The sequence below is a fragment of the Paraburkholderia sediminicola genome, from assembly GCF_046026675.1.
In the GTDB taxonomy this organism is placed as follows: Bacteria; Pseudomonadota; Gammaproteobacteria; order Burkholderiales; family Burkholderiaceae; genus Paraburkholderia; species Paraburkholderia sediminicola_F.
Genome location: NZ_JAQQEY010000001.1, coordinates 2471203 through 2485041, shown reverse-complemented (window position 1 = coordinate 2485041; position 13839 = coordinate 2471203). Strand labels below are relative to the sequence as shown.

11 protein-coding genes are annotated in these 13839 nt (G+C 60.7%); 9 read left to right on the top strand and 2 right to left on the bottom strand.

Annotated features, from left to right (window positions below; genetic code table 11):
- Positions 1-229: 229 nt before the first annotated feature.
- Complete coding sequence (locus PQQ86_RS10790; protein WP_408266449.1) at positions 230-2968, bottom strand: winged helix-turn-helix domain-containing protein; 2739 nt, start codon at positions 2966-2968, stop codon at positions 230-232.
- Positions 2969-3419: 451 nt separating this feature from the next.
- On the opposite strand from PQQ86_RS10790, the gene PQQ86_RS10785 reads away from it, so the two are divergent.
- The 3 genes from PQQ86_RS10785 to PQQ86_RS10775 all read left to right on the top strand — a co-directional run bounded on the left by PQQ86_RS10785 (position 3420) and on the right by PQQ86_RS10775 (position 6162).
- On the top strand, positions 3420-4817 hold the full coding sequence (locus PQQ86_RS10785) for a sensor histidine kinase (RefSeq protein WP_408266448.1): 1398 nt from the start codon (positions 3420-3422) through the stop codon (positions 4815-4817).
- Positions 4818-5115: 298 nt separating this feature from the next.
- Complete coding sequence (locus PQQ86_RS10780) at positions 5116-5751, top strand: response regulator transcription factor (protein WP_408266446.1); 636 nt, start codon at positions 5116-5118, stop codon at positions 5749-5751.
- 45 nt (positions 5752-5796) lie between these two features.
- Entirely contained in the window at positions 5797-6162 is a 366-nt protein-coding gene (locus PQQ86_RS10775) for a response regulator (protein WP_408266444.1), read from the top strand.
- Between the two features lie 9 nt (positions 6163-6171).
- Here PQQ86_RS10775 and PQQ86_RS10770 read toward each other — a convergent pair whose 3' ends face one another.
- Positions 6172-6945 (bottom strand): ParA family protein, encoded by a 774-nt coding sequence (locus PQQ86_RS10770; RefSeq protein ID WP_093639868.1) that lies wholly within the window; start codon positions 6943-6945, stop codon positions 6172-6174.
- A 284-nt stretch (positions 6946-7229) separates the two neighbouring features.
- Between PQQ86_RS10770 and PQQ86_RS10765 the strand changes: the two genes are divergently transcribed.
- From PQQ86_RS10765 to PQQ86_RS10740, 6 genes are all read left to right on the top strand, one after another.
- Positions 7230-8873 carry a fatty acid--CoA ligase gene (locus PQQ86_RS10765; protein ID WP_408266442.1) on the top strand — a complete coding sequence of 548 codons (1644 nt, stop codon included), beginning with the start codon at positions 7230-7232 and terminating at the stop codon, positions 8871-8873.
- Between the two features lie 22 nt (positions 8874-8895).
- Entirely contained in the window at positions 8896-9366 is a 471-nt protein-coding gene (locus PQQ86_RS10760; RefSeq protein ID WP_408266440.1) for a MaoC family dehydratase, read from the top strand.
- A gap of 46 nt (positions 9367-9412) precedes the next feature.
- Positions 9413-11119, top strand: a complete 1707-nt coding sequence (locus PQQ86_RS10755; RefSeq protein WP_408266438.1) for an alpha/beta fold hydrolase — start codon at positions 9413-9415, stop codon at positions 11117-11119.
- 84 nt (positions 11120-11203) lie between these two features.
- Positions 11204-11626 (top strand): phasin family protein, encoded by a 423-nt coding sequence (locus PQQ86_RS10750; protein ID WP_408198466.1) that lies wholly within the window; start codon positions 11204-11206, stop codon positions 11624-11626.
- Positions 11627-11713: 87 nt separating this feature from the next.
- On the top strand, positions 11714-12547 hold the full coding sequence (phaZ, locus tag PQQ86_RS10745; RefSeq protein WP_408266436.1) for a poly(3-hydroxyalkanoate) depolymerase: 834 nt from the start codon (positions 11714-11716) through the stop codon (positions 12545-12547).
- Positions 12544-13839 carry a DUF445 domain-containing protein gene (locus tag PQQ86_RS10740; RefSeq protein WP_408266434.1) on the top strand — a complete coding sequence of 432 codons (1296 nt, stop codon included), beginning with the start codon at positions 12544-12546 and terminating at the stop codon, positions 13837-13839. Before phaZ ends, PQQ86_RS10740 begins: the two co-directional genes overlap by 4 nt.

Sequence of the window (13839 nt, the reverse complement as noted above, 5' to 3'; positions counted from 1 at the left end):
GAGAGGGTTGGCGGTTATTTTGAGTCGTACCGCGAGGTCTGGTTGCGCGTACGGTTGTGGCGCGAATCGAGTACGAGGCAATGGACATAGGTCATACCATTGCGGATGGGTACCTTTTCAGGAACTGCCAGTCAGGCAGCTCAGGAAAAAGATAGGGGCAAAAGGATCAATTTAAAACTTCGCATCGGACGGCGCCATTACATATTCATGTCGCTACTTCGGCATGCGGTTAGTCTGAACCCACAAGACCGAGGTCCCACGCACGCGCAACAGCTTGAGCGCGCTTGTCGACGCCGAGTTTCACGAAGACGCTTTTCAGATGTGATTTGACGGTTTCAGCGCCAATTCCAAGCACATTCGCGATTTCCTTGTTCGACTGTCCGCGCGCAATCAGGTCGACAATTTCGCGCTCCCTTGAACTCAGCGACCCGCGCTCGGTATCGCGTCGGCGGTGGCCGCCTGGCTGATAGAGAATCCGCGCGCCGTCGAGCAGACGATCGAGGTAGGCGACCAGCTCGTTCGAGTGCTCCGTCTGCTCCGCGTCTTCACGAACGGCGTCCAGCAGCAATCCGATGTCCGGTCCCACCTCGAGAATGGACTGGTACACGCCCGCGGGCGCGGCGGCCTTCAGGACTTCGCGAAAGATCCCGATCGCCCGGGCGCGTTCGTTCGCTGCCAGCCAGACCAGCGCAAGCATGGTTCGCAAGCGTACTGCCAGAAAATCTGCATGCTGTCGTTCGGCGTTCTGCAACGCGGCGCCCAGCACCGCGGTGGCTTCTTCGGTCCGCTGTTGGGCCGCGGCAACAGCGGCCGCTCCGAATGCACGATAGTTCTCGATCTCGAGCGAGATGGAACGCGAAGGACGAGCGTTGGAGCCCGCCATCTGATCGAGTTGCGCGACGCACGCAGCCGCTTCGACCGTTCTGCCTTCCATCAGATATAACCGCGTGCGTTCAACGAGGGCGGCTGCGGTCATGCGGTCCCATTGGCGTTCGCAACTCAACGCCTGGGCCCGATCGAGCAATGCATACGCCTGCGTCACATCCGAACGCGCGACGGCGATCCGGATGAGGAGGCGATAGGCAATCAAGGCGCTATCGAGCAGGACCGCAACGTCAATGACCGGCATCAACCCGGTAACCAGCGTTTCAGCTTTGTCCAGCCGGCCCTGTTCGTACCAGATCTGGCCGATCATCGGTGCGCATAGCGCCACCGAGATCGAATCGGGACCGGCATGCCGTTCGGCCAGTTGCATCGATTCCGTGAAATGCCGTTCGGCAAGCCCGAAGTGCAACTGTTGCATTTCCGCGTGTCCCAGCAGGCACTGCCGGTAGACCGAAGAGTAAAGATTGCGCCGATTTTCTTCTGCTGAGTAGGACATCCACGGCGTTGCGTAGAGTGCTTCGAGATTGCCGGCCTTCCAATGGGCGAAGCGCACGACGTTGGACGCCACATTGGTAGTCCAGATATCGGTGGTCGGCCGCTCGATGCATGGTTCGGCGATAACGAGTGCGCGCTCGGGATCGTCCTGCAGGCCCGCGACGACCGAGCGGATCGCCTGGCATTCGCGCCGGATCTCTTTGGCTTCGGTGCCCGTGTCGGACGCGAGATCATGTTCGACTACATCCAGCATCGCGAGCGCCTCGGCGAAATGCATGGCGAGCGCCATGCCCCAGGCGATCGCCAGCGTAACCTTCACCTGTGCACCGGCCAGACCGGCGGGAAAGCGGCGCTGCAGGTCGAGTAGCGTGAGGAGGTCGCCTTTCTTGACCAGCGCCATCGCGCACCGCTCCATCAGACGAATCGCGTTATCCGTGCGGCCCGCGGCGATCGCGTGTCTGACTGCCTCCGTCCACAACTCCTGATCGGCATACCACGCACACGCGCGGCAATGCAGTTCCGCCACCTCGTCCGCGTGCAGCGTCTCGAGTTGAGCCCGCAAGTACTCGCCCATCAGAGGGTGATAGCGGAACCATTGCCCCTTGTCGTCGAGCGCCTGCAACAGCAACTGTGCCCCGGCGATTTCGTCCAGCATAGGCTGGCTCGTGCGCAGGCCCGTTACCGCCTCGCAGAGCGGCGCGCTCAACCGGTCGAGTATCGACGTGCGCAGCATGAACCCGACCATGTCGGGGGACAGGCGCTCGAACATGTACTCGATATAGGCGGCGAACGGCCGCGACTTACCGGATGGCGCATCACGCTCCCGAACCGCCTCACCATCCTTGCGCGATAGCATGGACATCTGGATGCGCAGCGCTGCGGCCCAGCCCTCCGTGCCCGCAAAAAGCGTCTGGATGTACGAAGCGGTCAGCGTGCCGGGCAACGTGCGTTCGACAAAGCGCCTTGTTTCGTCGAAGTCGAAACGCAACACCGACCCGTCGATTTCCAGCAGATCGTCTCCTGCTCTCAGCTTCGCGAGCGGCAGCGGTGGATCGGTGCGGCTGCAGAGGACCACATGCACATGAGGCGGCGCCTTTTCGATCAGGAACGACATCGCGTCGTGTACGGCCGGCAGGCTGACCTGGTGATAGTCGTCCACAAACAGGACGACCTCGTCATCGACTTCGACAAGCTCATTGACCAGGGTGGAAACGACGGCGTGCAACGGGACGAATGCGGCGTCGGCGGTCAGGCTGATCGCCGCGGCGCCGACCTTGTCGCAGGCGTGCCGCAACGCGTGCGCCAGATAGTTGAGAAAGCGCGCGGGTTCATCGTCTTCTGTGTCCAGCGACAGCCACGCCACTAATGCACCGTTCGCGCGCAACCGGTCGAGCCAACTGAGCGCCAGCGAAGTTTTGCCGAATCCGGCGGGTGCCTTGATCACGGTGAGACGTTTGTTCGCGGCGCGCTCGGCGAGGCCAGCGAGCCGCGGACGCGCGATAAGATCTGCCGGCACGCGCGGCGGAACGATCTTCGTTGCGAGGAAAAGGTGCAGTCCGCTCGCGGATGTCTCTCCAGTCACACGCATGTTTCGGTTACCCATTGTTTTGAGCCAGCGAATTGTTGGGAGGCGTGCTTGCCGCCACCGCCCCATTTATAGAAGCGCCTCCCCCGGGCCGGGGGAGGGTGTGACTCTCCCCAATCTGGGGGATGGCAGGTTGCGCCGCGCCAGGCGACCATACGTGCACCGGATTGAGATCGAAGCGTGCCTCAGGCTAGGGGCAACGCCCCAGCCGATCAGTGGAAGGCGGCTCATTGGCGCCTCGCCACGACCGACTCATTTTTCGCCCCATGATACGCCGCGTCGAATCCCATTGCAGGTGTCCGGCAGGCACCGGTCGGCGCGTAGCCGCAGGGTCACATAAGCCGTATAAGCCGTACAAACCGCGGCTTCGGCGCTCCTTGTCTTTCGAAATCGTGCGTCCGTTATTGATGGGTGTCTATCCGTGTTAGCCAATGTTCCAAGAATCAGCGATTACTTGCGGGAAAAGACCGTTTCGATCGCAGCTGATCTGACGCATGTCGTCGAGCGTACGCTGGCGATACTGACGCAGATGGACGGATACAGGTTGCTGGTACCGTCGGCGCAACGGGACGTTCGCGAATCGGTCGAGCTGTCGGCCAAAGTCTGGTTCGAGACGCTGTTGTCGGGCGAACTCCCCTCGGCGCAGGACATGGACGTGTTTCGGGAAATCAGCCAGCGACGTGAACATCAACGTGTGCCGCTGCAGAGCCATTTGCAGGCATTGCGCCTCGGGTTGCGGGAAATCTGGAGCACCTACATTGCGCTCGGCGAGTTGGACGAGCGTATTGCCAAAGAGCTTCTGGCCGACGTCTCGCTGTATCTGCTTGATCACTTCGATTTCATTGCGCAGACTATTGTGCGGACCTATCTGGGTGAGCAATACCGGCAGCCGCGGTGGGCGGAACTTGCCGTTGCAATCGAGGAAGGCGCACGCCGTTCCGAGAGCGTGCGGCATCATCTCGTCGCACTCCTCGAGCAGTTATTGGCCGAGCCAGATCTGCTCTCAAGGCTCGACGTCGAGCAGGTTCGGGAGCACCGCGGTACCGAAGGGGGCGGCGCGCAAGTGATGAAGTTCTTCGGCCTCGATGTCGATATCGATGACGGCGCGGAATTATCGAAGGCCTTGCGCGACGCACAGGAGAGGCTGGCGCAGGCGTCGCGGCTCGCGGCTGTGGCTGAACTCTCCGCTTCCATTGCCCACGAACTCAACCAGCCGCTCCAGGCCATCGTGGCGCATGGGCAGGCCTGCGTGCGATGGCTCGCTGCAACGCCGCCCAAGCTCGACGAAGCCCGATACTCGGCCGAGCAGGTTGTGCGCGACGCGAATGCCGCGGCAGACGTGGTAAGCCGCATTCGCGCTCTTTTCAGGCATACGGCTCCGCAAAAGGTTGATCTCGATGTCAACAAGCTGATTCTTCAGGTGTGCACGCTGATGGCTGACGACATCCAGCACAACGCGGTTTCGCTCGAGACAATTCTCGGCGAAGACGTGTCGAAGATCAGCGCGGATGCGGTTCAGATTCAACAGGTGATCGTCAATCTTGTGCGCAACGCAATCGAAGCGTTAGCGGCAACGGAGGAACGACCGAGGCTGCTGGTGATCCGCTCACGTCGCGATGCCGGCAATGTTGTGGTCGATGTGGAAGATCACGGTGCGGGGCGGGTGAACTTCGAGAAGATATTCGAGCCGTTTTTTACCACGAAGAAAACAGGCATGGGCATGGGTTTGGCAATCTGCAAGTCAATCGTGGAAGCACACGCGGGCCGGATTGGGGCTGTGCGCAATGTGTCCCGCGGCGTGACCTTCAGTTTCAGCCTTCCGATTGAGAGATCGAACGCAATTTCACGTTGACGATAGCTGAGGGTATCCCCGGCCGCCTCCGGCAATCAGCGTGACCGGCTTCGGTCTCGCTTTGGCCTGATAGCAACGCGCTGTATCCAGACATCTTCCCAGCCTACTGCTTCATATCAGGCCGTGATATTACATATTTATGTAATGCAGAACACGGCTGCCTATCCTTCCGGGCGACGATTCCGGCGGCTATAATTTTTTGTCGGCAGGACCACGTAAGAACAACATTCAACGAGATTATCGTTGACCGTCCGTGCCGACGTCAGGCCGGGTTTTGACCCGGCAACGGAGAAGGCGCATGAAATCCGCAAGTGAGGTGGTGTATGTGGTCGACGACGACAGGCGGGTGCGTGAAGCACTCACCTCGCTGCTGCGTGCAAACGGAAGAGATGCCCGCGCATTCGATTCCGGCGCGGAGTTTCTGGAAACACCGCGTCAGAATATTGTTTCATGTCTGATTCTGGATTTGCGAATGCCTGGCATGAGTGGGCTGGAAGTTCAGAAGCTCGTCAGGGACTCGCAGATTCCCGTCATTTTCATTACTGGAAAGGGCGATGTGCCTTCCACGGTGCTCGCCATGAAGGGCGGGGCGGTTGATTTCCTCACCAAGCCCCTCGATGAAGACGAGTTGATGCGCGTGGTTGCTGCGGCGCTCGAAAGGGCGCACGTTCTTCGCAAGGAGGCGGACGATGCGGCGATGCTCCATGCGCTTTATCAAACGCTCACGCCGCGTGAGCAGGAGCTCTTGCCTTTACTCGCCAGCGGCCTGCTCAACAAGCAGGCGGCGGCAGTACTTGGGATTACCGAATACACGGTGCAGGTCCATCGCGGCCACATCATGAGAAAGATGCGAGCGGATTCGTTTGCCACGCTGGTCAGGCAGGCGGGCAAACTGCAGCTCGAGACGTCGCCCATAACCACTTTCTGCGCCTGACGCCAACGCCAATTCGGTGTTGGACTCGATGACCGGAGAAAAAAAATGTCCACGCCTCCGGTTCGAACCGTGGCCGTGATTGATGATGACCGACGCGTACTGACGTCTCTGGCGAACCTGCTGGCTTCCGGCGGGTACGGAACACGGGCCTACGAATCCGCTCTGGATTTTTTTGCCGATGGCTACGCGGGTCTGGTATGCGTCATTACCGATCTGGGAATGCGGCCCATTGACGGCATTCAGGTGCTCGATAGAACGGTTCATTCAGGCGCAGCCACGCCGGTCATCATTATCACGGGCAAACCGAGCCAGCATACGGAAGACTACTATCTGCGCAGAGGCGCATTAGGTTTCTTCCGCAAACCTGTCGATGGCAATGCGTTGCTGGACATGCTGGATAGCATTGCTTAATAACGGCGCTCAGGCTTCCCCAACCAGTTCGCGATGCAATGCCATGAATTCCAGAGCAAGCTTATGCCGTGGATCGAGGTGAACCATCGGCTTGGCATGCTGATGCGATTCGCGAATCCTCACGGAAGAAGACAGTCGTGACTCCAGCACCGGCAAGCCCTCGCTGACCAGTTCCTCAACCAGCTGGAGAGGCAAGCTCGCGCGCGGCTGAAACTGGTTGATCACAATCCCTTCGACTTCCAGATCGGAATTATGGTCCTGCTGAATTTCCTTAACGTTGTCGAGCAGCGTATAGAGCGCGCGACGAGAAAAATCGTCACAGTCGAATGGGATCAGGCAGCGTTCGACCGCAATCAATGCGGAGCGGGTATAGAAATTCAGGGCCGGCGGCGTGTCGATATAAATCGCGTCGTACGCATCATCCAGTTCATTCAGGGCGTCGCGTAGCTTGTAGATTTTGTAGCGGGATTCGAGCTTGCCGTGCAAAGCGTCAAGCTCCGGATGAGAGGGCATCACATCGAGGTTCTCGAACGGCGTGGGATGGATGAAGGTCGAGACTGGTGTCGGCTTGAAGCTGAAACTCAGGGCCGTTTCGAAGAAGTCCGCCACGCTCGGCTTGAGCCCGCTCGCCTGCTCGCCGAGAAGGTATTGGCTGGAATTGCCCTGAGGGTCGAGATCGATGACCAGGGTGCGCATGCCCTCGCTGGCGCTGATCGCCGCCAGGTTGCATACGATGGTCGATTTGCCCACGCCACCCTTCTGATTGAAGACGACACGCCGCATCTGGTTTGCCCCTTTTTGCGAGAACTAGCGAAAACTTGCGAAAACTTGCGAAAACTTGCGAAAGGCACAGCTTACCCTGGCGGCCCCCCCTTAGCCCGGCCTCAACGGCCGTCCCCGCGCCGCGGCCCTTGTTCCGCGGCCACTTCCTGACAGTTCCCCTGTTCGGGGGATGGCTCCCCCTTGGCAAACACCCGATGATGACTTCACTCGGGATGCCACCGTGCGCGACAAGCACCGACTGACCTGTGTCAGCCCGATCCATTTCTCGACTTGAGGAGACGTAGATGCAGGACGCCGTGCAGGGATCGACGCCATCCCCTTATGCCTATCCGCTGCTGATCAAGCAACTGCTGCACACGCCGTTCGTTCAGGCGCCGGATCAGGAAATCGTGTACCGCGGCCAGCTGCGGATGACCTATACCACGCTGAGAGAACGCATTGCGCGGCTCGCCAATGGCCTTCACGAGCTCGGCGTGCGGCATGGCAGCACCGTGGCCGTCATGGACTGGGATAGCCACCGCTATCTGGAGTCGTACTTTGCGGTTCCGATGATGGGCGCCGTGCTTCAGACGGTCAACGTGAGGTTGTCGGAGGCGGAGATCGCCTACACGATCAACCACTCGGGCGCAGAGGTGCTGTTCGTCCACACCGATTTCCTGCCCGTGGTCGAAGCGATCAAGGATCAGCTTGAAACGGTCCGCACTTTCGTGTGGATCGACGAGCCGGGCAGTGAAGCGAGCGCGCACACCATTGCATTCGCCACCGAATACGAGGCGATGCTTGCTGCAAGCGCGACGAGCTACGATTTCCCCGACTTCGACGAGAACACCCGGGCGACCACCTTCTACACGACAGGAACCACCGGCCTGCCCAAGGGCGTGTACTTCTCGCACCGCCAGCTGGTTCTGCACACCATTACCTTGATGGGGGCGCTGTCGAGCCCGGTATCGGGCCAGCGCTTTCATCGCGGCGACGTCTATATGCCGCTCACGCCGATGTTTCATGTGCACGCATGGGGCATGCCCTACATCGCGACGGTGATGGGCGTGAAGCAGGTCTATCCGGGCCGCTATGTGCCTGATCGTCTCGTGCAACTGATCCGCGAAGAAGGCGTCACGTTTTCGCACTGCGTCAGCACGATCCTGCACATGCTGCTCTCCTGCGATGACGCGAAGCACGCGGACTTCAGCAAATGGAAAGTGATCATCGGCGGCGGCGCGTTACCGCATGGTCTCGCGCGCGCCGCGCTCGACCGCGGTATCGATATCTTTACCGGCTATGGCATGTCCGAGACCTGTCCTGTGTTGAGCCTCGCGCAACTCCCGCCTGACACCGGGCCGCTCGATCTCGAAGAAGAGGTACGCCTGCGCTGCAAGACCGGCTTCCCGGTTCCGCTCGTCGACTTGCGCATCGTCAACGAGGACATGGAAGACATCGCGCACGACGGCCGGGCCTACGGCGAGATCGTTGTGCGTGCGCCGTGGCTGACGCAGGGCTATCTGAACAATCCGGATGCGTCCGCGCAACTCTGGACCGGCGGATACCTGCATACCCAGGACATCGCGAACATCGACGCGACCGGCAACATCCAGATCACGGACCGTATCAAGGACGTCATCAAATCCGGCGGCGAGTGGATCTCTTCGCTCGAAATCGAAAGCCTGATTTCGCTGCACCCGGATGTCTCGGAAGTCGCGGTGATCGGGATCAAGGACGAGAAATGGGGCGAACGGCCGGTTGCGCTAGTGGTTCTGAAGGCGGGCGCTGCAGTTACCGAAGACGACGTCAAAGCGCACGTCATGGGATTCACCAGAACCGGACGAATCTCGAAGTACGCGGTGCCGCAGATCGTCAAGTTCGTTGACGCGCTGCAGAAGACGAGCGTCGGCAAGATGAACAAGAAGTGGTTGCGCGAGCAATTCGCCTGACCCGTCGCAAGGAGCAAACACGATGAGCATCAAAGGATATAGCGTCGCCACGATCGACGACTTCGTTGGCCGCGAACTGGGCGTGTCGGACTGGGTTGTCGTCGATCAGGCACGGATCGACGCCTTCGCGGCATGCACCGGCGACAGGCAGTGGATTCACGTGGATCCCGAGCGCGCGAAACGCGAAAGCCCGTTCGGCGGCACGATCGCGCACGGCTATCTGACGCTGTCGCTACTGGCGTCGCTTGCAATCGAGATCGGACTCATTCCTGGGGACGCATCGGCTGGACTGAACTACGGGCTGGACAAGGTGCGCTTCATGACACCGGTGAAAGCGGGAGGGCGGGTGCGAAACCGCGTGACGCTGATTTCGGTGGAAAAGAAGGGCGGCGGCCGGATCATCGTGAAGACGATGAACGAACTGCAGATCGAGGGCGAGGAGAAGCCGGCGCTCATTGCCGAGACATTGGCGATGCTGGTCTCGCAAGCGTAAGCAGCGCTGTTGACGAAACGGACAGAGATGGTTGAGGAGCAGCAAGATGGCGGCAAATGACGAAAGCAAGGCACGCAGCGAGCAGACGAACGACCTTGCGGCGTCTGCCGCGGAAGGCATGCTCGGACCGAATCCGTTCGTGGGACTGCGGCCGCGAGACATTATGGCAACCGCGCAGCAGATCGGCACCCAGGCGCTGCGGCAACCGGCGTTGCTCATGGAGCAGGAGGCGGCGCTTGTCCGCGACCTGATCGCTGTGCTTGGCGGCAGTGCGGACGGTACGCCGCCGCAGGGCGACAAGCGCTTCACCGATCCGGCATGGCAGACGAATTCGCTTTACCGCATGACGCTGCAAACTTACGTGGCGTGGCGCAGCGCGTTGACAGGGTTCGTCGACCGCTCCGCGCTCGACCCGAAGAGCAAGGAACGCGCGCAGTTCGTCCTGTCGCTCTTCACCGACGCGCTGTCGCCGACGAACACGCTGCTCGGCAATCCGGCTGCACTCAAGAAAATCATCGATTCGGGCGGCGCCAGCCTGCTTGGCGGCATGCGGAACCTCGTGACGGACATGCTGCAGAACCAGGGGATGCCCGCGCAAGTCGACAAGTCGGCGTTCAAGGTGGGCGAAAATCTCGGCACGTCGCCGGGCTCGGTGGTCTTTCGCAATGAGGTGCTCGAGCTGATCCAGTACACGCCGGCGACGGAGCATGTGTATGCTCGCCCGCAGCTCATCGTGCCGCCCCAGATCAACAAGTTCTACGTGTTCGACCTGTCCGAAGGCAAGAGCATCGTCGACTACCTGGTGAAGAGCGAGTTCCAGGTGTTCATGGTGAGTTGGCGCAATCCCACCGTGGCGCAGAGTCACTGGGACCTCGATACCTATGTGACGGCGCTCCTCGAAGCGATCACGGCCGTGCGCGACATTACCGGCAGCGACGACGTCAACCTGCACGGCGCCTGCTCGGGTGCGATGACGATTTCCGCGCTCCTCGGCCACCTCGCGAGCCGTGGCGACACGAGCGTCAACGCGGCCACGCTGATGGTCGCGGTGCTGGACAACACGGCTGACTCGCAGCTCGGTCTCTTCGCGACGCCGGAGGCCATCGCGGCCGCGAAGCAGAACAGCACATCGAAGGGCGTGCTCGCCGGCGAAGAAATGGGCCGCGTGTTCGCGTGGATGCGACCCAATGATCTCGTCTGGAACTACTGGGTCAATAACTATCTGCTCGGCAAAACGCCACCCGCTTTCGACATTCTCTATTGGAACAACGACGCGACCCGGCTGCCCGCGGCGATGCATGGGCAACTGCTCGATATCTTCACGGGCAATCTGTTCAGCAAGCCTCGCGCGCTGACGGTCCTGGGTACGCCGATCGATCTGTCCGAAGTGACGTGCGACAAATACGTCGTCGCCGGTATGACCGATCACATCACGCCGTGGAAGGGCGTGTACAACACGGCGCGCACGTTCGGCGGCAAGACGCGCTTCGTGCTGAGTTCGAGCGGTCATATCCAGAGCCTGATCAACCCGCCGGGCAATCCAAAAGCGAAGTTCTTCCTCAATACCGATTTGCCCGCCACTGCCGACGCATGGCTTGCCAATGCGCAGGCGGAAAAGGAATCGTGGTGGACAGATTGGCGCACGTGGCTCGCCGGTCATTCCGGCGAGCGGCGCGCCGCCCCGGCGAAATTAGGCAACAAGCAGCACCCCGTGGGCGTGAAGGCGCCGGGAACGTATGTCATGGAAGCATAAGGCACTAAGGCACATGTATCGGCGCACTCACTGACCGCACAGTAGTCAACATTTTCTTAACGTAGTTTCAATGGAGTATCGATGATGGATTCAACCAATTTCAATAGCATTTTCGCCGAGTATAAAAAGGTCATTGGACAGTTCAAGCTGCCCGGCGTCGACGTGGGCGCACTCCTCGAGTCGCGCCGCAAGGACGTCGAGGCGATCGTCGAAGCCAACACGACCGCGCTGGCAGGCGTGCAGTCGCTCGCTCAGAAGCAGTCGGAGATCCTCCGCACGACGTTGACCGAAGTGCAGTCGCTCGTCACCCGCGTTGCCCAGTCGGGAGCCCAGCCGGCGGCCAACACGGGTGAAGTGGTGCAGCAGGCACTGCACAAGGCGCTGGTGGACATGCAGGAACTCGCGGACACCGCATACCGTGCGCAGGCGGACAGTGTCGCCGTGGTCACCAAGCGCGCTGCCGAGCACGTCGAGGAACTAAAAACGCTCCTGCAGCCGAAGAAGTAATGCCGAAGAAGTCATACGACAGCGCCCATGCGGCATGCCGACGCGTCGAATGAAGCGTCCTTTCAGAAGATGATCCGGAAACAGAAAATGCACACGAATCCCGAGTCTCTTTGCAGCATGGAAATCCAGATGATCGATCTGGACGGTCAGACACTGCGTGTCGCAACGTGGCGCGGCAGCGATGCTTCGCCGCCGCTCCTTATCTTCAACGGCATCGGCGCCAACCTCGAACTGGTGGAGCCGTTCGTCACGGCGCTCGAAGACGTGAGCGTCATCATCTTCGACGTTCCCGGCGTCGGCAGCTCGCCCGCGCCGGTCGTGCCGTATCGCTTTTCGACGTTGTCCGTGCTGGCGGACAAGCTGCTGACCCGGCTCGGCTATGAGGGGGCCGTCGATGTGCTCGGCGTATCGTGGGGCGGCGCGCTGGCGCAGCAGTTCGCGCATCTGTATCCGGGGCGCTGCCGCAGGCTGATTCTCGCGGCAACCTCACCCGGCGTCATCATGGTGCCGGGCAAACTATCGGTATTGTCAAAGCTGCTCGGGCCGCGCCGCTATACCGATCCCACCTACCTGCAACAGGTAGGCGCGGATATCTACGGGGGCGCTTACCGACGCGATCCGTCGTTGCTGAAGGCGCATAGCCGGCATATTCAGCCGCCGCGCGGCCGCGGCTACCTCTATCAACTGCTGGCCGCTACGGGCTGGAGCAGTCTGCTGTGGCTCGGTGCGTTGCGTCAGACGACCCTGGTCATGCACGGCAACGACGACCCGATTGTGCCGCTCACCAACGCCAAGATTCTCGCAGCCCGTATCCCAAATGCGACGCTCTATGTGATCGATGACGGTCACCTGTTTCTCATCTCGCGCGCGAGTGAAGTCGCGCCGGTGGTGCGCAGGTTTCTCCGGCAGGGGGCGAGTTGAGTTTCTCTGCGCGTGGTAGCGATGGCGATGGCGCGCGGGCGGCCATTGCGAATGCACACGAAGACAGCAAGGCAAGCGGCTTGAAGCGCATGCGGCGAACGGCGACCTGCCTGCTCGTCTGCATGATTGTGTTGCTGTTCGCGTGTGTTGCCTGGCAGGCTGACCATGCATGGCTTGCGTGGCCGCGCGCGTTTGCGGAGGCCGGTACCGTCGGCGCGATCGCGGACTGGTACGCAGTCGTCGCGCTGTTCCGTCGTCCTTTGGGTCTGCGGATCCCGCATACGGCGATCATTCCGCAAAACCAGCAGCGTATCGCCGAGAGCCTCGGCAAGTTCGTCGAAGAAAATTTTCTGACGCCGGAACTCATCGTCGACAGGCTGAGCGGCCACGATGCCGCACACGCGCTTGCCTGGTGGCTGGAGCAGCCGGCGAATAGCCGCGGGGTGGCCGATATCGTTGCGGATGCCGTGACGGGATTGCTCGACGGCATTGACGAAGCGGATGCCCAGTGGTTTTTCGACCGTCTGGTGATACCGCAGTTGCGTACGCTCGACGTATCCCGCGTAGCGGGCGACGTCATCAAAGTACTCACTGAAGGCGAGCGGCATCAGCCTTGGCTGCTTCGCGGACTCGAAGTGCTGGAGAAATGGCTCACGGCGAATGTCGGAATGATCAAGGCCAAATTCAGCGAGGCCTCGAGATACACGCCTGCGCAGCTTGATACGTATATCGTCAGTAAATTTATCGAAGGCATCGTTGCGCTCCTCCGTGAAGTGGCGGCGAATCCAGATCATGAACTGCGTCACCAATTCGATGAGGCCCTGGAGGGGCTGAGCGTGCAATTGCAAACATCGGCTGTGCACCGCCGTTTCGGCAAGTCGCTGATGCGTGACTGCATCCGTTATTTCAGACATGCAGACCACCATCGCGCGCTGCTGGAGCGTTTGCGCATGCGTGTGATCGCCGATCTCAGTCGCGAGCAATCGGCCGTGCGCGACGCCATGACGAGCATGCTGGCTTCGCTCGGCAAGCGGATCAGCCGTGAACCCGCGGTTCAACACAAACTGAACGCATGGTGGCTCGCGCTCGCGCGCGAACTCGTCGTGCGCTATGGGCGCCAGCTCTCCGCGTTGATCACCGAGGTCGTAAAAGGCTGGAACTCAGATGAAGTGAGCCGGAAGCTCGAGGCGGAAATCGGCCGTGATCTTCAGTATGTCCGGATCAACGGCACATTCGTAGGCGGCATCGTCGGCGTGCTGATTCACGCCACCACGCTTGTCGTCATGCGGTAA

Excerpts from the sequence above, each read along its gene's own strand:
- PQQ86_RS10760 (WP_408266440.1), top strand. The coding sequence starts at position 8,896 with ATGAGCATCAAAGGATATAGCGTCGCCACGATCGACGACTTCGTTGGC.
- PQQ86_RS10790 (WP_408266449.1), bottom strand. The coding sequence starts at position 2,968 with ATGCGTGTGACTGGAGAGACATCCGCGAGCGGACTGCACCTTTTCCTC.
- PQQ86_RS10755 (WP_408266438.1), top strand. The coding sequence starts at position 9,413 with ATGGCGGCAAATGACGAAAGCAAGGCACGCAGCGAGCAGACGAACGAC.
- PQQ86_RS10750 (WP_408198466.1), top strand. The coding sequence starts at position 11,204 with ATGGATTCAACCAATTTCAATAGCATTTTCGCCGAGTATAAAAAGGTC.
- PQQ86_RS10770 (WP_093639868.1), bottom strand. The coding sequence starts at position 6,945 with ATGCGGCGTGTCGTCTTCAATCAGAAGGGTGGCGTGGGCAAATCGACC.
- PQQ86_RS10765 (WP_408266442.1), top strand. The coding sequence starts at position 7,230 with ATGCAGGACGCCGTGCAGGGATCGACGCCATCCCCTTATGCCTATCCG.
- PQQ86_RS10780 (WP_408266446.1), top strand. The coding sequence starts at position 5,116 with ATGAAATCCGCAAGTGAGGTGGTGTATGTGGTCGACGACGACAGGCGG.
- PQQ86_RS10775 (WP_408266444.1), top strand. The coding sequence starts at position 5,797 with ATGTCCACGCCTCCGGTTCGAACCGTGGCCGTGATTGATGATGACCGA.
- phaZ (WP_408266436.1), top strand. The coding sequence starts at position 11,714 with ATGCACACGAATCCCGAGTCTCTTTGCAGCATGGAAATCCAGATGATC.